15 protein-coding genes are annotated in these 19014 nt (G+C 71.4%); 8 read left to right on the top strand and 7 right to left on the bottom strand.

Annotated features, from left to right (window positions below):
- Nucleotides 1-77: 77 nt before the first annotated feature.
- The gene (locus tag FNV62_RS48940) at nucleotides 78-335 is read right to left on the bottom strand and encodes a hypothetical protein (protein ID WP_144316243.1); all 258 of its coding nucleotides are present in this window, start codon (nucleotides 333-335) and stop codon (nucleotides 78-80) included.
- A gap of 256 nt (nucleotides 336-591) precedes the next feature.
- Between FNV62_RS48940 and FNV62_RS48935 the strand changes: the two genes are divergently transcribed.
- From FNV62_RS48935 to FNV62_RS58225, 4 genes are all read left to right on the top strand, one after another.
- The gene (locus FNV62_RS48935; protein WP_143629840.1) at nucleotides 592-1599 is read left to right on the top strand and encodes an Acg family FMN-binding oxidoreductase; all 1008 of its coding nucleotides are present in this window, start codon (nucleotides 592-594) and stop codon (nucleotides 1597-1599) included.
- A gap of 125 nt (nucleotides 1600-1724) precedes the next feature.
- Nucleotides 1725-2426 (top strand): CBS domain-containing protein, encoded by a 702-nt coding sequence (locus FNV62_RS48930; RefSeq protein WP_097289474.1) that lies wholly within the window; start codon nucleotides 1725-1727, stop codon nucleotides 2424-2426.
- Between the two features lie 199 nt (nucleotides 2427-2625).
- A complete protein-coding gene (locus FNV62_RS48925; protein WP_143610562.1) occupies nucleotides 2626-5070 on the top strand; it encodes a SpoIIE family protein phosphatase in 2445 nt (814 codons plus the stop codon).
- A 307-nt stretch (nucleotides 5071-5377) separates the two neighbouring features.
- Nucleotides 5378-7549, top strand: a complete 2172-nt coding sequence (locus FNV62_RS58225; RefSeq protein WP_143629838.1) for a PAS domain S-box protein — start codon at nucleotides 5378-5380, stop codon at nucleotides 7547-7549.
- Between the two features lie 85 nt (nucleotides 7550-7634).
- Here FNV62_RS58225 and FNV62_RS48915 read toward each other — a convergent pair whose 3' ends face one another.
- The 5 genes from FNV62_RS48915 to FNV62_RS48895 form a co-directional block, all read right to left on the bottom strand.
- Nucleotides 7635-8102 carry an SHOCT domain-containing protein gene (locus tag FNV62_RS48915; protein ID WP_097288126.1) on the bottom strand — a complete coding sequence of 156 codons (468 nt, stop codon included), beginning with the start codon at nucleotides 8100-8102 and terminating at the stop codon, nucleotides 7635-7637.
- 113 nt (nucleotides 8103-8215) lie between these two features.
- Nucleotides 8216-8878 (bottom strand): HdeD family acid-resistance protein, encoded by a 663-nt coding sequence (locus FNV62_RS48910; RefSeq protein WP_143604473.1) that lies wholly within the window; start codon nucleotides 8876-8878, stop codon nucleotides 8216-8218.
- Nucleotides 8879-9054: 176 nt separating this feature from the next.
- Nucleotides 9055-9252: a hypothetical protein gene (locus FNV62_RS48905; protein WP_060897349.1), complete on the bottom strand. Its 198-nt coding sequence runs from the start codon at nucleotides 9250-9252 to the stop codon at nucleotides 9055-9057.
- 17 nt (nucleotides 9253-9269) lie between these two features.
- Nucleotides 9270-9788 (bottom strand): hypothetical protein, encoded by a 519-nt coding sequence (locus FNV62_RS48900; protein WP_060897350.1) that lies wholly within the window; start codon nucleotides 9786-9788, stop codon nucleotides 9270-9272.
- Nucleotides 9789-9975: 187 nt separating this feature from the next.
- Nucleotides 9976-12648: a LuxR C-terminal-related transcriptional regulator gene (locus FNV62_RS48895; protein WP_143629835.1), complete on the bottom strand. Its 2673-nt coding sequence runs from the start codon at nucleotides 12646-12648 to the stop codon at nucleotides 9976-9978.
- 285 nt (nucleotides 12649-12933) lie between these two features.
- On the opposite strand from FNV62_RS48895, the gene FNV62_RS48890 reads away from it, so the two are divergent.
- Both FNV62_RS48890 and FNV62_RS48885 read left to right on the top strand, forming a co-directional pair.
- Entirely contained in the window at nucleotides 12934-13281 is a 348-nt protein-coding gene (locus tag FNV62_RS48890) for a hypothetical protein (protein WP_143629834.1), read from the top strand.
- A gap of 31 nt (nucleotides 13282-13312) precedes the next feature.
- The gene (locus FNV62_RS48885; RefSeq protein WP_144316242.1) at nucleotides 13313-13714 is read left to right on the top strand and encodes a TOBE domain-containing protein; all 402 of its coding nucleotides are present in this window, start codon (nucleotides 13313-13315) and stop codon (nucleotides 13712-13714) included.
- On the opposite strand, the gene FNV62_RS48880 is transcribed toward FNV62_RS48885, so the two are convergent.
- Nucleotides 13668-15227 carry a PucR family transcriptional regulator gene (locus FNV62_RS48880; RefSeq protein ID WP_143629830.1) on the bottom strand — a complete coding sequence of 520 codons (1560 nt, stop codon included), beginning with the start codon at nucleotides 15225-15227 and terminating at the stop codon, nucleotides 13668-13670. The genes FNV62_RS48885 and FNV62_RS48880 overlap by 47 nt on opposite strands.
- A gap of 213 nt (nucleotides 15228-15440) precedes the next feature.
- On the opposite strand from FNV62_RS48880, the gene FNV62_RS48875 reads away from it, so the two are divergent.
- Together FNV62_RS48875 and FNV62_RS48870 are read left to right on the top strand one after the other, a co-directional pair.
- On the top strand, nucleotides 15441-16268 hold the full coding sequence (locus tag FNV62_RS48875) for an FAD binding domain-containing protein (RefSeq protein ID WP_143604469.1): 828 nt from the start codon (nucleotides 15441-15443) through the stop codon (nucleotides 16266-16268).
- Nucleotides 16265-18997, top strand: a complete 2733-nt coding sequence (locus FNV62_RS48870) for a molybdopterin-dependent oxidoreductase (RefSeq protein ID WP_143629828.1) — start codon at nucleotides 16265-16267, stop codon at nucleotides 18995-18997. The genes FNV62_RS48875 and FNV62_RS48870 overlap by 4 nt, the downstream gene beginning before the upstream one ends.
- Nucleotides 18998-19014 lie beyond the last annotated feature (17 nt).

The raw sequence follows: 19014 nt of genomic DNA, 5'->3' as shown, positions 1-19014 counted from the left end.
GACGGGTGCCGGGCCGACCCCGGGCAGTGGTGTGCGCGGTCCTGAGAGTCTCCCGACCGCGCATGGTGAGTCGGTGTTCACACGTGATGCAGGGGGATCGTCCCGCTACCAGTCTTCGTCTCCGGCACCGGAACGCTGACGGTAAGGACACCGCCCCTGCACCCCGCGACAGCCTCGTCGGCCTTCGCCCCGGCCCGCGGCACATACGGTCCGTCCGTGAGGTGCTGCGTGAGACGAATGCCGTGCAGCCCCGGAATCGGGTGCACGGCGGGAAGTCCGGCTTCGACCCGGCCAAACAGATCGGGCACCGGCAGCCGCCCGATCATCCCGCTCATTTCTTCCTCCCTCGCTTGTCGGCTGCTTCCAGCGTGGCGCAGCCGGACCCGACCGCGGCTGGGCCGACCAGGCACCCCACCGGGACCAGCAGGCCAACCTCCGGTCCGCAGAGGATCACCCGGCACCGCTGCCCAATGCCGGTACCCACACAGCCTCAGGTTGAGGCCGGACGGCCCCTTCGCCCCGCTCCGCCGACGGCAGCAGGCTCAGAACATCGCAAGCCCCGCAGCTCGCCTCGTCCGGGAGGAGGCCCTCATGTCCGGCACGTATCTGGACTCGTCGGTGTTGGAGAAGCTGATCGCTGCGGCTGTCGCCGCGCCCTCGATGCACAACACGCAGCCCTGGCGCTTCCGCCTCGACACCGAATCGACCACCGTGGAGATCCACGCCGACGTCGGGCGGGGACTTCCGCACGAGGATCCGCACGGCCGGGCCCTGCACATCGCCGCCGGCGCGGCCCTGTTCAACCTGCGGGTCGCGGTGAGCCACTTCGGTTGGGAGCCGGTCACTCGGCTGCTCCCTGATCCCCGCCACCCAGATCTGCTCGCCTCGGTGCACATCACTGGGCGCACCAGCACCCGCACACTCCACGCCGACGACCTGTACGAGGCCATCTGGCACCGGCACAGCAGCCGCTTCCCCTTCGGCGTCCAGCCCGTTCCCGTGTCCGTTCGCCACGAACTCGCCGAAGCCGCCCGGGCCGAAGGCGCCACGCTCGCCGTCACCGGCCCGCGTGAGACGGCGCGGCTGCTGCGGATCACCACCGAAGCGGAGCGCCGCAACCACGCCGACCCGGCGCGCAGCGCCGAAAGCCGCCGCTGGTCGAGCCGCGACGGGGCCGAAGACACGGGCATCCCCTCCGCGGCACTGGGGTCGCAGGACACCTTCGAGCAGCTCCCCATGCGTGATTTCAGCGCACGGCGATCCCTGGACCAACTGCCGGCCCGGCCCTTCGAACGGACACCCGCGCTCGCGTCGCTCCGCACCGGCCACGACCGGCGCACCGACTGGCTCCGGGCCGGACAGGCGCTTGAATACGTCCTGCTCGTCGCCACGGCCCACGGTCTGCGCACCTCCCTCCTGCACCAGGCTCTGGAGTGGACCGACCTCCGCGACGACCTGCGCCCCGCGACATCCCCCTTCGACCATGTGCAGATGCTCATCCGATTCGGCTACGGCCCGGAAGGGCCTCCCACGCCCCGTCGCACACCGCGGCTCTTCCTCGAACTCGACGGCGCCGTCCCTCAGGGAGACCGGTACTGACCGAGGACGAAATCGCCTCTCCCCCGGGCCGGTCGGCCGTGGCCGGGGCCGACCGGCCCATGGGGGCGACGGCCGAGAACACCGCACAGTGGAGGGGAACGCACGTGACGAAGGAGGCGGAAGTCATGCGGCACCGGATGGTGAGCGATCTGATGACCACTTCGGTCGTACGAGTGCGCGAGGACGCCGGGTTCAAGGACATCGCCAAGCTGCTGGCCGAGTACGACATCACGGCGATACCGGTCGTGGACGCCGACGACCGGCCCGTGGGTGTGGTGTCCGAGGCGGATCTGCTGCGCAAGGAGGCGGGTCAGCTGGACCCCGCAGGACTGCTGCCGGTCCTGCACCCGCGCCCCGCCGACCGGACCAAGCAGGAGGCGACCACCGCCCGAGGGCTCATGAACAGCCCGGCCATCACGGCCCGGCCGCAGTGGACGGTGGTGGAGGCCGCGCAGGTGATGGAGCGCCACCGCGTCAAGCGGCTGCCGGTGGTGGACGAAGCGGACCGGCTGGTCGGGCTGATCAGCCGCGCCGACCTGCTGCGCGTGTTCCTGCGCGGTGACAGTGCCATTCGTGAGGAGATCTCCGGGGACGTGCTGGTCCGCACCCTGGGTATCGCGCCCGACTCGGTGACCGTGCGGGTCGTGGACGGCCGGGTCTCCTTGACGGGAAGCGTCGAACGGAAATCCCTCATCCCCGTCGCCGTGCGGATGTGCCAAGGCGTGGACGGAGTCGTGGACGTCACCGAACAGCTGGGCCACCGGACGGACGACACCTCCGAAGGCCTGTACGCCGAGTCACCGCGCCACACCCAACTGTCGCCTTGACGGGCGCGGTGCGGCAGCACCTCCGAGCCTTCCGGCACGCGGGGGACTGGACGCCGACCTGCGTGTGCGCTCAAGGAGAGATACAAGTGGGGGAAGGAACCGACGCGACGGGATGCGACGTTCCGCCGACCTGCGGCCTCTGCTTTGTCTCCCCAGAACCCGAGAGTTCCCGGGGGGGCAGGATGGGCGATGATGGGACATGGAGAATGCCGGCCCCCTGGGAAACGGCCTCGGTCAGCTTCCGGACCCGGTCACCTCGGCCACGGCGGTCGTCGACGCGCGGGGGACCGTGACGGGGTGGAGTAACGGCGCGCAGCGGTTGCTCGGATACCCGTACCAGGACGTCGTAGGGCGTCCCGCGGCGCGTCTGTTCGGCTGCGACGCCGACGCCCCGGTGGACTTCTCCGCGCTACTTGAGGGACGCACCGGGACGACCCCGCTGCGGCACCGCGACGGCCATCACACGGAAGCCGAGCTGCGGGCGTACCCGTCACTCGACCGTGAGGGCAACCCGCAATGGCTCATCGTGGCCACGCCGCCGCGCCGGCCGCGTACGGGTCAGAAGCCACATCCGGCCAAGGACGAGGCGACGACGGAGGAAGCCTTCGCGCAGAGCCACCTTCCTGTGATGATCTACGACTCCGATTTGCGGGCCCTGCGGGGCAGCGCCGGCGCGATCCGCCAACTGGGGCTCACGGAGCGGCAGATGCGCGGTCGGCGTGTCACCGACATCCTGCCGCCCCACATCTGCACCACGGTCGAAGAGGGGATGCGCCGGGTGTTCAAGACGGGGGAACCCGAGCTCTTTCACGTACATGGCCCACCCCGGCCCGAAGCCCACGGAAGGTTCTGGGCCATCACCGTGTCCCCCGTCAGGAACCCCGCGGGAGAGGTGCGACACGTACAGGTCGTCGCGCTCGACGACACCGAGCAGCACCGGGCCCGGGAACGGCTCGCCCTGCTGAACGACGTCAGCGCACAGGTGGGCAGCACTCTCGACGTGACGCGTACCGCTCAGGAGATGGCCGACGTCGCGGTGGGCCGGCTGGCCGACTTCATCAGTATCGACCTGCTGGACTCGCTGTTCCGCGGTATCGAGCCCAGGCCCCCCGGCGAGGGCTCCATCGGTCTGCGCCGCGCAGCGCAGCAGTCCGTCCTTCCCGGCGTCCCCGAGTCGTTGGTCCAGCCGGGAGATGTCGACTACTACCCGGATTCCTCGCCGCCCGCCAACTGCCTTCTCACCGGGCATTCCTCGCTGCACAGCACCCTGGACGAAGCCGTCGAGAGCTGGCGGACGGCCGACCCCGAGCGCGCGGTGAAGGTCCGCGCCTTCGGAATGCACACGCTCATGGTCGTCCCACTGCGCGCCCGCGGCATCACGCTCGGGGTGGCCGTACTCGTCCGCCACCAGCGCCAGGACCCCTTCAACGAAGACGATCTGCTTCTCGCGGAGGAGATCGCCGCACGCGCCGCCGTGGCCGTGGACAACGCCCGCCGGTACACCCTGGAGCGCACCACCGCCCTGGCCCTGCAACGAAGTCTGCTTCCGCAGCGGATCGCCGCCCAGGAGGCCGTGGAGGTGGCGCATCGCTACCTGCCGGCTCGCTCCCGGGCCGGGCTGGGCGGCGACTGGTTCGACGTGATCCCCCTGTCGGGGGCCCGGGTCGCCCTGGTCGTCGGAGACGTGGTCGGCCACGGTCTGCACGCCTCCGCCACCATGGGCCGCCTGCGGACCGCGGTACGCACTCTGGCGGACGTCGACCTGCCTCCCGAGGAGCTCCTCGTCCATCTGGACGACCTGGTCACCCATCTCAGGGCGGAGGAGGGCACGGGCACGGAGGACCCGGAGCTCGACAACTTCACCGATGTCATCGCCACCTGTCTGTACCTGGTCTACGACCCGGTCACGCGCCGCTGCACGGCCGCCGGGGCGGGCCATCCCCCGCCCGCCGTGGTCACGCCCGACGGCACGGCGGAGTTCGTCGACCTGCCGGTCGGCCCTCCGCTCGGAGTGGGCGGGCTGCCTTTCGAAGCAGTCGAATGGGAGGTGCCCCGTGGCAGCCTGCTCGCGCTGTACACGGACGGCCTCGTCGAGGTCCCCGAACACGACCTCGGCAAGGGCATGGCGCTGCTGCGCCGACGCCTGGAGCGGCCCGCTCACTCGCTGGAGGCCCTCTGCGACGACCTGGTCCAGACCCTGCTCCCCGCGCAGCCGTCGGACGACGTCGCCCTGCTCGTCGCCCGCACTCGCACCCTCGACTCGGGCCGGGTCGCCACCTGGGACCTGCCTGCCGACCCGGCCGCCGTGGCGGGCGCGCGCGGCGAGGTCTCCCGTCGCCTGGCGAAGTGGGGGCTGCAGGAGGTCTCCTTCACCGCGGAGTTGGTGGTGAGCGAGCTGGTCACCAACGCGATCCGCTACGGCGGCCCTCCCCTTCAGCTACGCCTGATCCAGGACACCGTGCTGATCTGCGAGGTCTCCGACGGCAGCAGTACCGCCCCGCACATGCGGCGGGCCCGCACCTTCGACGAGGGCGGGCGCGGGTTGTTGCTCGTGGCCCAGTTCGCCGAGCGTTGGGGCACGCGCCACCTGCCCGGAGGGAAGTCCATCTGGGCGGAGATCGACATCCAGCACGAGCGCACGTAACCGCGACCGAACATGTCCGCAGACGGACGAAGCCCGCGCTCACCGCAGACACGATCGACCGCGGTGCGGCCAGAATGAGACATGCCCGAGTGATCGTGACCCAAGTGCGCTGAGATGGCCCGAAGGACCCCATGCGGAGGGTCTGTGGGGGGCGAACGTGGGAAAAACGATCAGTTCGGCTTCGGTCGCACCGGACTCGGCGTCCGGCTGCACGGCGGCGTCGACATCGTGTGCCGGGGAGTGCGGTGTCCGTTCGGGAGGCGCCGAGGACAGGTTCCGTGGGCTCCTGGAAGCGGCACCCGACGCCATGATCATCGTGGACGACACCGGGACGATCACACTCGTCAACGCCCAGACGGAAGCGCTCTTCGGCTACGGCCGCGAGGAACTCCTCGGCCGAACCGTGGACTTGCTCGTACCCGACCGCTTCCGAACCCACCATTCACTGCACCGCTCCGGCTACGCCGAAAACCGCCAGGTGCGCCCCATGGGCGCCGGACTCGAACTCCACGGCCTGCGCAAGGACGGCACCGAGTTCCCCGTCGAGATCAGCCTCAGCCCCCTGGAGACCGCCGACGGCCTCCTCGTCTCCGCCGCCGTCCGCGACGTCAGCGACCGCAAGGCAGCCGAGGACCGGTTCCGGGGATTGCTGGAGGCGGCGCCGGACGCCATGGTGATCGTGGACGACACCGGAACGATCAGACTCGTCAACGCACAGACGGAAGCGCTCTTCGGCTACGGCCGCGAGGAACTCCTCGGCCGAACCGTGGACTTGCTCGTACCCGACCGCTTCCGAACCCACCACACCGCGCACCGGACCGGATACACCAACAACCGCCAGGTGCGCCCCATGGGCGCCGGACTCGAACTCCACGGCCTGCGCAAGGACGGCACCGAGTTCCCCGTCGAGATCAGCCTCAGCCCCCTGGAGACCACCGACGGCCTCCTCGTCTCCGCCGCCGTCCGCGACGTCAGCGACCGCAAGGCAGCCGAGGAACGCATCAACGAGCTGGCCGCGCTCGTCGAGTCCTCCCAGGACGCGATCCTCGCCAAGACCCTCGACGGGCACATCACCTACTGGAACGCCGCCGCCCAGCGCCTCTACGGGTACTCACGCGCCCAGGTCATGGGCCGCCACGTGTCCCTGCTGGCCCCGCCCGACCACGGCCCCGAGATCGACCTCCTGATGGACCGGTTGCGCAACGGGGAGAGGGTCGAGCACTTCGAGACACTGCGGGTCACCCGTCGCGGCGATCTCCTCGACGTCGACATCACCCTGTGGCCGACCCGTTCCCCCGACGGCGAGGTCATCGGCGCCTGTGCCATCGTCCGCGACATCAGCGATCGCAAGCGGGCCGAAGCCGAGCTGACCGTCCTGTACGAACAACAGCGGCACATCGCCCTGACCCTGCAGCGCAGTCTGATGGGCACTCCGCCCGCCATCCCCGGTCTCACGACCGCCAGCCGCTACCGGCCCGCCACCCAGGGGGCCGGGGTGGGCGGCGACTGGTTCGACCTGGTCCCGCTGGGCGCCGGCCGCGTCGGCATCCTGATCGGCGACGTGATGGGACGCGGCCTGGAAGCCGCCGCCGTCATGGGCCAGTTGCGTTCCGCCGCACATGCCCTGGCCAAGACCGGTATGCAGCCCCGCCAGCTCATGCAGGCCCTCGACGCGGCCGTCACCGACCTCGACGTCCCGGACCAACTGGTCACCTGCTGCTACCTGGTGATCGCGGCCGACGCGGGCGCGGTGACGATCTGCTCCGCCGGACATCTGCCCACCCTGGTGGCCACCCCGGGCGAGGGCGCCCGTGCGCTGCCCGCGCCCGTCAACGCGCCCCTCGGCGTGGGTGATGTCCTCTACCAGCAGTGCAGCGCCGTCATCCCGCCCGGCGCCACCCTCGTGCTCTACACCGACGGACTGATCGAAACCCCCGGCAGCGACATCGAGGACCAGCTCTCCCAGCTCACCAGCACGCTGAGCGACCTGTTCACCACCGCCCCCGACCTGGAAGCGGCCGCCGACCACGTCCTGACCACCTTGCTGCCCGACGCCGACGGCCACAACGACGATGTCACCCTGCTGCTGACTCGGCTGCCCGACGCACCGCTCGCCGCCGTCGCCCTCGACCTCCCGGCGGTCCCCGACTCGGTCCCCGAGGGCCGAGCCTTCCTCAGCAAGACCCTCACCTCGTGGGGCTGCACCACCAAGGCCGACGACGCGCGGCTGCTGCTCTCAGAAGTGCTCACCAACGCCGTTCAGCACGCCCAGGGCCCCATCGGACTGCACGTGTGCCGGACTGCCTTGGACCTGACGGTCGAAGTCGGCGACCACAGCCCGCAGTTGCCCCAACCCCGCTTCGCAGCCGAGGACGACGAATCCGGGCGAGGACTGATCCTCGTCCGCGCGCTCGCCGACGACTGGGGCGTACGACCCACCGACGACGGCAAGACCACCTGGTTCACCCTCCACCTGTGAGCGATCCCGCCGTCATCGTGCTACCTGGTGACATCGTGCTGCCCTGCGTCGCCTCGTCGTTGCCCGGCGTCGCCTCGTCCGGCGCTCACTGGCCGGAGGTGGCGGTGCCCGAGCCGCTGGACGGGCCACTGGACGGGCCCTGACCGCTCAGGACGAGTTCCTTCGCCCTGCGGAACTCCTCGTCCGTGATGTCGCCACGGGCGCGGATCTCGGACAGCTTGGCGAGTTCGTCGACGCTGCTGGTTCCGGTGCCGGCCGCCTGCCGGATGTAGGAGTCGAAGGCCTCCTGCTGCGCGCGGGCCTGATTCACCTCTCGGCGACCCATGTTCTTGCCGCGGGCGATCACGTAGACGAGGACACCCAGGAAGGGCAGGAGGATGACGAACAGGAGCCAGCCGGCCTTGGCCCAACCACCCAGTTCGTCGTCACGGAAGATGTCGATGATGATCCGGAAGAGCAGGATGAACCACATGATCCACAGGAAGAACCAGAGCATGCTCCAGAAGACGCTCAGCAGCGGGTAGTCGTAGGCGAGGTACATCTGTGTGCTCATGTCGCTCCTCCATCCCGGGCGTTGGCCCGGCAGTCGTCCCTCCCGATTCAGCATGCGCACGGCAAGGTTCGTCCGGCCTCACCCGGGACGGGTGAACCTCCCCCCGCGGAGTCTCAGGTCGACCGGGCCGAGCCGTACGGGTCCGCGGCGCGTGCGCGGCGCAGTGCGGCCCGCCAGGCGAAGGCGAGGACGAGTTCGATCACGCCGAGCAGGACGAGCCACAGGCCGAGCAGCCGGGTCAGGGCGCGGGCGGACTCGGTGGGCAGGGCGAGCACCACGACGCCCGCGACGATGCCGAGCGCCGCGGCGCAGAAGACGACGCCACGGTGCGGGAGGGCCTTCATGGCGATGGCCGTGTAGGCGGTCAGCATGCCGGACGCGAGCCAGACGACGCCGACGATCAGCGAGAGCGCGGCGATGGTCTGCAGCGGGTTCCTCAGGCACAGCACCCCGGCCAGGACGAACAGTATCGAGAGCAGGAGCCCGGGAATCCGCTCGCCGTGCTCCTCGCGGCCGAAGACCGCCACGAAGCGGAACCCCCCGGTCACGACCAGATAGAGACCGATGAGCACCGCCAGGATGTGCAGGGTTTCGTCCGGCCACACCAGCACCAGGACGCCCGGCACCAGCGTCGTGATCGCCGAACCCAGGATCCAGGTCCATGAGCGGCCGAGTCCCGCCAGCAGTTCCTCGGCGTCGGCGGGTGGCGGGGAGACCGCCTCTTCGGGCCTGGGCCCGGGCTCGGTACGCGGCGCCGGACCACGCGATTCGGTCATGGCTCCTCCTCACGCGGTCGAGTCCTGACGCGGTCGAACGGATCGTCGCCGGACCGCCGACGGGACGGTGTGCGGGGACTTCACCGGGTCAGCGTCTCGCGCGCCGCCCGCCGCCGGGTCACCCCCGGCGGGTGATCGTCCTGCCCCCGGGACGGCGCACGCCGGGTCACTCCGGGTCACTCCGGCAGCCGGCGCATCTCTATGACGTGCAGCCCCAGCGACTGGCAGCGGGCCAGCAGCCCGTACAGGTGCGCCTCGTCGACAACGGGGCCGAACAGGACGGTCTGACCGGACATCACCACGTGATCCATCTCCGGAAACGCCTTCGTCAGTGTCTCCGTCATGTGCCCCTCGACACGGATCTCGTAGCGCATGGCCTCGGAACGACCTTTCAATGCGTCAGGACGAGCTTGAACGAGATGATCAGCAGACCGAGCAGCAGATTGATCGAGGCCGTGACGGCCGTGAGGCACCAGGAGGCGCCCGCGTGGCGTGCCGCCGCCGCCGACCAGCCCACCTGCCCGGCCACGGCGACGGCGAGCGCCAGCCAGAAGGTGCCTTGGAGGTCGAGGCCCAGGAGCGGGCTGACGGCCACGGCCACGGTCGGCGGCACGGCGGCCTTGACGATCGGCCACTCCGCACGGCACACCTCGACGACGGTCCTCCGGTCCAGGGCCTGCCGGGCCAGCCGCGCCCCGAACAGCTGGGCGTGCACGTGCGCGATCCAGAACGCCACTCCGGTGCCCAACAGCAACACCGCCAGCTCCAGGTGGGGGAAGGAACCCAGCGTGCCGGTGCCGATCACCACCGACGCGGCGAGCATGGACCCGTAGACACCACCGGTGTAGTCGGCCTGCGCCCGGTGGTCGGCGTCGGCCGCTGAGGGTACGGCGGGTTCGGTCCGCGACATCAAGGCCTTCTCTCCGGTTCGGCGCACGGGAACGAGGGACATTGGCCGCATCGCCGGGTTCGGGATGCTCCGGGCGCCCCGCCCGGTCGGGAGGTGCGTGGTGCGTGGTGCCGGCCACTCCCATCGCATCCGAGCGGCTCGTCCCGCGCCTCACCCGTGACGGGCGAGGGTGGTCACCGGTACGGGCTCACAGCAGCCGCAGCTCGCGCGCCCGGCGCACCGCTTCGTTGCGCCGGTTCACCGCGAGCTTCCGGTAGACGCTCTTGAGGTGGGTCTTGACCGTGTTCACCGACACGCAGAGGTCGGCCGCGATCTCCTCCGTCGACATCATCTGGGCCAGTCGCCGCAGAACGTCGCGTTCGCGTTCGCTCAGCTCCTGCACGACGAGCGGGGCGGGCGTTTCGAGCCGGGGCGCGTCGCCGGTCGTCAACCAGCCCGCGGCCAGTGGCTGTAGCGGCGCCGTGCCCAGGAGACGTCGGATCCACGGACCGGCCTCGAGGAAAGGCCGCCGCAGCCGCTCGCGCCGGGCCTCCAGGAGCGCCTGGCCCACGAGCTTGCCCGCGGCGGCGGAGTCACCCGCCTCCAGTGCGGCCTGCGCCCGGGTCAGCGTGGCCCGCACGGTCACCGCGGGACCGGCCGGACCCTCGGCGCGCAGTCGGTCGAGCAGGTCGAGCGCGGCGGCGGGGCGGCCCGCCGCCAGCTGGGCCCGCGCGGCCTCCACCGCACAGGCGGGCTGGTCGTCCGGCACCTGTCGCAGTACCTCGGCAGCCGCGTCCGGCCGGCCCTCGGCCAGGTGGACGGCGGAGGCGACCAGGGCGGCTTGAGCCTGCGCCCAGGGTGATGTCACCTCCGTGGAGACCGTCGGGTCCACCGCCGCCAGGGCGGCTCGGGTCTTGCCCCGGGCCAGCAGCAGACGTGCCGTCACGAGGGACCGGCCCGTGGCGGGCACCGGGTCCCGTGCCGACAGGCGCGAGCCGGCCGCCTCGTCGAGGAGGGCTTGGGCGTGATCCAGTTCGTTCCGGTCGACGGCCACGGCGGCCAGGACCAACCGCCCGATGTCCGGGCCGGACGACCCGCACAGACCGAAGCGCTCCGAGTCGGTCGTCGCCGCCAGTGCCTTGCGCTCCGCCCTGCCATGCCAGCCGTTCAGGTAGTCGATCAGCGCCAGGTGCCCCAAGGACTCCTCTCGCACAAGCGCCGTCGAGGCCCCGCCGGGACAGCCCGCCGCCGCGGACAGCGCGGTGCGGGCGTCCTCGAAGCGCCCTACCCACAGGCGCGTCGAGCCGAGATGGGTCAGCAGCAGAGCCATGAGTTCGGGATGCTGCCCCAAGAGGTGGGCGGGAACCGCCTGTCTCAGTTCCTCGGCCGCCTCCGCGGCCCTCTCCGCCTGGAGCGGGGACCCGGCCAGCCGGGCCGCCAGAGCCTCCAGGAGCGCACAGCTCAGCCGTGCCGCCGCCGGACCGGGCACGTCGGTGGCCGCGTCGGGCACGTCCGCGGCCAGGCTCGCCCCGGCGTGGTGCAGACGGGCCAGACCGCGGTCGAGGTCGCCCTGGGACAGGTCCCGGGCCGCTCGGACGACGTCCGTCGCGGGGCTCGTGGCCTCGGGTCCCATCCGGGAGAACAGCTCGGCCAGCTCGTCACGGCGCAGACCGGTGAAGAGCTGTCCGATCGCCAGGCCGTCGACGAAGGCGCCGGCGGTGAACTCCCAGTCGCCCGCGGCGGCGCCGTGGGCGATCGTCTCCGGGAGGAATCCGGAGCGCAGCAGCCACCGGGCGGCCCGCCGGTGGAGTTCGGGCTCCAGTCCAGGACAGCGCTCCCGCAGATGCGCCCGGAGGATCTCCCCGAACAGCGGGTGGAGCCGGTACCACGAGCGTCCGAGGTCCTCGACGAACGCGTTCTCGCGGTGCAGCTCGGCCAGAATGGGCTCGGCGTCGGTACGCCGCGTCAGCGCGTTGGCCAGATCGGGGCAGAGCCGCTCCAGGATGCTGACCCGCAGCAGGAGGTCCTGGGTCTCGGCGGTTCGCCGCTTGAGCACCTCGGCCAGGAGGTAGTCGGCGACCGTACTCCGCCCAGCCTCGAATTCCTTCAGGTATCTCTCCGGATCCGGGCTCTCCCGCGCGGCCAGGGCGCACAGCCGCAGGCCGGCCGCCCATCCGCCGGTGCGGTCCACGAGCGCCCCCACCGCGTGCACAGGCAGGCGCAGGCCGTGCAGCTCCAGGAGTAAGACCGCCTCCTCGGGTGTGAAGGCCAGCTCCGCGTTCCGGATCTCCGTCAGGTCACCGGCCGCCCGGTAACGGTGCACGGGCAGCAGCGGCTCGGTGCGGGTGACGAGGACCAGGCGCATTCCCGGTCCGGCATGGCGCAGGACGAATTCGAGCTGCTCCGCGATCTCCGGCGCGGTCACGCGGTCGTACTCGTCGAGCACGACGATCGCCGGCCGGTCGCGTCCGCTCAGTTCGGCGGCGAGCCGTGCCAGCAGTGTGCGGTCCACCCGGCCCGCGTCGGCGGGACAGCGAACGTCGTCGGGGAGCGGTACACCCGAGGACCGCAGGGCCTGGAGCACGTACGCCCAGAACATCCCGGGCTGCTGGTCCGCCGTGTCGGCGGTGAACCAGGCGACCGGCTGCGCCAGTCCAGTGACCCACTCGGCGACCAGCAGTGTCTTCCCCGCCCCGGCCGCTCCGTTGACCACCGTCAACGGGGTCAGCAGCGCCTGGTCCAGGTGTTCGACCAGCCGTTCACGCCGTAGGAAGGTGACGGGCCTCGCCGGCGGGGCGAACCGCGTGCGCAGAAACGGGTCCCCCATGGGATCGACCCACGCGACGGTCGACCCCTGGCCGCTCTCCTCGATCCCAGCCATGGTGCTCGCCATTATCCCGTCGGATCACGGGCGGCGCTCCTCTCACTCCTGTCCCGGCCGTCTCACTCGAGCAGTGACCCGAGCGCACAGCACCGTCACCGCTGGGCCGCCCCGGTTCCCTTCTCCCCCTCAACCGCTGCCCATCCCCCGGACCGCGCCCCCTGTCGACACCACGTTGACACCGCCGGTTGCCCGGCGTTGACTGACAGCACGGTGCGGAGCGCGGCCCCGCCCAGGGCGACGAAGCCGACGCGGCCGGTACGACGTACAGGAAAGTGGCACTCGATGATGTACGACCAGTCACGCGCCCAGCAGCCCCCGGACAAACAGCCCGGTTCGTCCGGGCGTCGTACGCCGGGCCCCGAGCCGCTGATCCCGTCGGACGAACGGGACAAGCTCACCCAGCGCCTCCAACACGCCCTCAACACCTTCGCCGACAGCCCACGTGAGGCGTTGGAAGAGGCCGAGACCGCATTCGACGAGGTCACAACCCAGCTCATGAGCACCCTCGCGGAACGGCGGCGCCTTCTCCACGCGACCTGGCAGGACCAGGACCCCGGGACAGAGCCGGAAGAGCTCCGGCACGCGCTGCGGCAGTACCGGGAGATCACACAGCGCATGCTGCGCATGTAGACACTGACGATGACACGGTTAGGGTGCCGGTGTGCCGTCGTACAGCATTGGCCAGGCCGCGCGCCTGTTGAGGGTGAGTCCGGAGACCGTGCGCCGTTGGGCGGACGGGGGCCGGCTTCCCATGGGGCGGGACGGTTCGGGGAACCGGGTGATCGACGGCTTCGGGCTGGCCCGGTTCGCGCGGGAGCGTGCGGTCGACGACGAACGCGGCGCCGTCGCCGGCGGCCCGCCGACGTCGGCGCGCAACGCGTTCACGGGCATTGTCACGGCGCTGACGGTCGACGAGGTCGTGGCGCAGGTGGAGATCCAGGCGGGGCCGCACCGGGTGGTGTCGCTCGTGACCCGGGAGGCGGTCGAAGAGCTGGACCTCGCGGTCGGCGTCACGGTCACCGCGCGGGTGAAGTCGACGAGCGTGCACGTGGATCGCTCGTAGCCGACGGCGTACGGCACAGCAGAGCGGCCCAGAGATCCAGGCGGTCGTAGAGACGGGACAGGTCGCGGCCGGTGAAGTGCTCGATGCGCTGGATCCGGTAGTGGACGGTGTTGACGTGCAGGTGCAGGACCTCCGCCGTGCGGGCCCATGAGCCGTCGTGGGCGAGGAAGGTCTCCAGGGTCTTCAGCAGTGCGGCGGCGGAGGCGTTCCGGGTGTCCAACAGGGGACCCAGGACGGTGCTGCTGTAGGCGGTGCGGACCTCGGCCGGTATGCCGGTCAGCAGGGTGTCGAGTCCGGTGAGGGACGAGGAGTCGACGACTGACGAGGAGTCGGGGACGGTGGTGCGGGCCGAGGCCAGGGCGTAACGGGCCTCGGACAACGCCCCGTTGAGGTCCTGCGGCCCGTCGGCGGCCGAGCCGATACCGCCGTGCAGCGGGACGGACGGCTCGCAGCCGGCGACCAGCGGCCAGAACTCAGCACATCCCCCTGCGCCGTCCTCTGTCTCCGGTACGACCGCGAACGCCGTGCCGTCCGGCAGCCGGCCCACGGACGCGCGTCCCGGCCCCGCGTGGGCGACCGCCTCCGTCAGCGCCCCCTCCGCCAGTCCCGCCCGTTGCGATCCCGTCTCGGCGACGATCACCCGGTAGGGGCCCTGGGCCGGGAGCCCGCAGGTCCGCAGCGCTCCCTCCACGGCGGCCACCTCGGCGCCGGGTGCGAAGAGCAGGGTGCCGAGTTCGTCCGCCGCCTGGTGTTCGGCGGCCCGGCGCCGGGCCCGTGACTCCTGGCAGCGGGCCAGGATCGCGGCGATCTCGTGCAGCATGCGCGGCGGGGTACCGCCGGGCTCGGGCAGATACAGGTGCCAGCGCTCGTACGGGGAGACGGCGTCGGAGTCGACGGAGACCGTGATCCCCGCGCCGTCGGCCAGCAGCGCGACGGCCTCCCGCGCCAGAACCGGCCGCGCGCCCTCCGTGGCCGCGACGGTCCGCCCGGCGGGTGTGAAGACGTACGCGGTCGCCCGGTCCGCGTGGGCGAAGGCGGACGCGACGATCACGTCGGGGCCCGCGTCCTGGGCGACGAGTCGGCTCAGCCGGACGCGTACGTTCTCGGGCAGCGCGTGGAGGCGGTTCAGCTCGCCCCACTGCCGGAAGTACACGGTGTCGGTGATCGCGCGGAACATGATGTGGGCCGGGACCGCCGCCAGCGGGACGCCGTGCCGCGCGCACGCCTCGATGAGATCGTCGGGCACCGAGCCGTGGGTCTCCTCGCCCGCCAGCAGTACGGCGGCGCCCGCCGTCCGCAGCGCGGCCACGAACCGCTCCGCTTTGTCCCGCCCGCCCTCGGCCGTCCACCACACCAGGCCGCTGAGCACGACCTCGCCGGGTCGCACGAAACGGGCGGGGTCCTCCAGGTCGGTGGCGGTCACCCCGCTGATCTCCCGCGTCAGCTGTGGTTCCTCGGCCCACAGCAGACGCAGGCCCAGGGACTCGTCCTTGAGGAGGTGGTCGACGTGCATGTGCGCTGGCTCCTTGTGCGGCAGCCGGGCACGAGGGCGCGTGCCCGGCATCTCACATTCACCAGGTGCATGCGAGTGATCGCATCGTAAGTGCAAGGCGAGACGAACGGTATGCCTCTTGGTCGATCCTCCAGGACACCCGCCGGAAAACTCGGCGTTTCCGTGTCGTGAACCAGTCGTCCGGAGCCCGGTCGCGTTGCTTCACTGACGCTCATGGACCTGAACACCGTGGTGGAGATACGGGACGCACGGCATCCCGCGCCCTGGCGGCCGGGCGACGCCTGGCTCGGCGGCGGGACGTACCTGTTCTCCGAGCCGCAGCCGCACCTGCGGCGGCTGGTGGACCTGAGCCGGACCGGTTGGACACCGGTGCGGCCGCACCAGGACGGCTCGCTGGAGATCGCCGCGACCTGCACGATCGCCCAGCTGTCCCGGTTCGCGAGGGAGCTGCGGGCCGAGGCGGCGCCCCTGTTCGAGCAGTGCTGCCGCGCGTTCCTCGCCTCCTTCAAGATCTGGAACATGGCCACGGTCGGCGGGAACCTCTGCAACTCCCTCCCGGCCGGCCCGATGATCTCCCTCACCGCCGCCCTCGACGGAGAGTGCCTGCTGCACGCCCAGAACGGTGCACGCCGCCGGGTCCGCGTCGTGGACTTCGTGACCGGCGCGGGCCGCAAGGTCCTGGCCGAGGGCGAGCTTCTGCGGTCCATCACCCTGCCCGCCCGCGCCCTCGCCTGCCGTACGGCGTTCCGGCAGGCGTCCCTGTACGGGCTCGGCCGCTCCGGCGCCCTGGTCATCGGCACCCTGGACCCGGTCGACCACTCCCTCGCGATCACGATCACCGCCTCGACCGTCCGCCCGGTCCGGCTGTGGTTCCCGCTGCCGCCGACGGCGGACGGACTGCGTGCGGCGATCGACGCGGCCGTCGCCGACGACGAGTGGTTCGACGACATCCATGGGCTTCCCGAATGGCGGCGGCACATGACGTTCCGGTACGCGGAGGACATCCGCCGCGAGCTGTCCCACGGTGAGGAGCCGCAGTGAGTTTCGGGATCGAGGTGAACGGCCGGCCGTTCACGCAGGAGCCACGCCCCGGCCAGTGCCTACGGACCTATCTGCGTGAGCGCGGCTGGTTCGGCGTGAAGAAGGGCTGCGACGCGGGCGACTGCGGCGCGTGCACGGTCCACGTGGACGGCGAGCCCGTGCACAGCTGCCTCTACCCCGCCTTCCGGGCCGACGGCCGCGAGGTCACCACGGTCGAGGGCCTGGCCTCCGAGGACGGCGAACTCCACCCCGTACAGCGGAAGTTCCTGGACGCGCAGGGCTTCCAGTGCGGCTTCTGCACGGCCGGGTTCCTGATGACGACCGCGGCGCTCGACGACGATCAACTGGCCGATCTTCCCCGGGCGTTCAAGGGCAATTTGTGCCGCTGCACCGGCTACCGGGCCATCGAGGACGCGATACGAGGGGTGTGTCACGCCGAGGCTCCCTCGGCCGGCGAGGCCGTGGGCCGCAACCTTCCGGCCCCCGCCGGACCGCAGGTCGTCACGGGCACCGCCCGCTACACCTTCGACGTCGACATCCCGGGCATGCTTCACATGAAGCTGCTGCGCTCCCCGCACGCCCACGCCCGCATCCTCGCCATCGACACGTCCGCCGCCCTGCGCGTACCGGGCGTGCACGCGGTCCTCACCCACCACGACGCGCCGGAACGGCACTTCTCCACCGCTCGTCACGAGCACCCGGAGGAGGATCCGGACGACACCCGCGTCCTCGACGACACCGTCCGCTACATCGGCCAGCGCGTCGCGGCCGTCGTCGCGGACAGCGAGGCGGCGGCGGAGGAGGGCTGCCGCCTCGTCGAGGTGACGTACGACGTGCTGCCCGCGGTCGTCGACCCGGAGGAGGCGATGCGGCCGGGCGCACCGGTCGTGCACGACAAGGACGCGGCGACGGCTCGCATCTCCCGTCCCCAGGAGAACGTCGCGGGTGAGGCGCACGGCGAGATCGGTGACGTCGAGGCGGGATTCGCCGAGGCCGACACCGTCTACGAGGACACCTACCGCACCCAGCGTGTCCAGCACGCGAGCCTGGAGACGCACGGAGCCGTCGCCTGGTTCGACGAGGACGGCCGGCTGAACGTACGCACCAGTTCACAGACGCCGTTCCTGACGCGGCGCGCGCTGTGCGCGTTGTACGACCTCCCTCCGGAGCGGGTGCGGGTGGTCGCGGGCCGGGTCGGCGGCGGTTTCGGCGGCAAGCAGGAGATGCTCGTCGAGGACATCGTGGCCCTCGCGGTGCTGCGGCTGCGGCGTCCGGTGAAGCTGGAGTACACGCGGGCCGAGCAGTTCTACGGGGCGACCACCCGGCACCCGTTCACGATCCGGGTGAAGGCGGGCGCCCGCCGCGACGGCACCCTGACCGCGCTGCAACTGCGGGTCGTCTCCAACACGGGCGCGTACGGCAATCACGGTCCCGCGGTGATGTTCCACAGCGTCGGCGAGTCGATGGCGGTCTATCGCGCCCCGCACAAGAAGGTCGACGCCTTCTCGGTCTACACCCACACCGTCCCGGCCGGCGCCTTCCGCGGCTACGGACTCGGGCAGGTCATGTTCGCGGTCGAGTCGGCCCTCGACGAACTCGCCCGCCGAGTGGGCCTGGACCCGCTGGAGTTCAAGGCGAAGAACATCATCGGCCCCGGGGAGCCGATGATCACCGCCGGCGGCGAGGAGGAGGACCTGCACATCGCCAGCTACGGTCTCGACCAGTGCATCGGCATCGTCCGTCGTGCCCGGGAAGAGCCCGTGTCCGAGCCCGTCCCGGACGGCTGGCTGGTCGGCGAGGGCACCGCGCTCGCGATGATCGCGACGGGTCCGCCGGGCGGCCACATCGCCGATGCCAGGGCCGCGCTGCTGCCTGACGGCACCTTCGACCTGGCCGTCGGCACGGCCGAGTTCGGCAATGGCACCACCACGGTGCACCGCCAGATCGCGGCCGGTGAACTCGCGACCACCGTCGAGCGCATCACCGTCCGCCAGTCCGACACGGACGTCGTCAAGCACGACACCGGCGCCTTCGCCTCCACCGGCGTGGTGGTCGCGGGCAAGGCCACGCTGCGTGCCTCCCGTGCCCTCGCGGACATGCTGCTGGACTTCGCCGCCGCCACCCTGCGCGTCCCCCGCGCGGACTGCCGACTCGTGGAGGAGGCGGTGGCGCATCCGGGTGGCCGGCTGACCTTGAAGGAGCTGTACGAGGCGGCCAGGGCGGTGGGTGTCACCTGTGCCGCCGACGGGCACTTCGGTGGCACCCCGCGCTCGGTCGCCTTCAACGCGCAGTGGTTCCGCCTCGCCGTCGATCCCGGCACCGGCGAGATCCGCATCCTGCGCAGTGTGCATGCCGCCGACGCCGGCAAGGTGATGAATCCCATGCAGTGCCGCGGCCAGGTCGAGGGCGGTGTGGCCCAGGCGCTGGGCGCGACGCTCTTCGAGCACGTGCGCGTCGACGCCCGCGGCGAGGTCGAGACGGCCGCCTTCCGCCGCTATCGCCTCCCTCAGTACGCCGACATCCCGCGCACGGAGGTCCACTTCATGGAGACCGCCGACGCCATCGGTCCCCTCGGCGCCAAGTCGATGAGCGAGAGCCCCTTCAACCCGGTCGCCCCGGCCTTCGCCAACGCGCTGCGCGACGCGACGGGACTCCGCTTCACCGAACTCCCGCTCACTCGCGACCGGGTGTGGCTGGCCCTCGACGCGGCGGGGGTGACCAGCCCATGAGCCCGCGGACCGGACAC

Source organism: Streptomyces sp. RLB3-17 (assembly GCF_007113425.2).
Classification (GTDB): Bacteria; Actinomycetota; Actinomycetes; order Streptomycetales; family Streptomycetaceae; genus Streptomyces; species Streptomyces mirabilis_D.
Note: the sequence above shows the minus strand (reverse complement) of the source record. Positions and strands in the feature narration are given on the sequence as shown.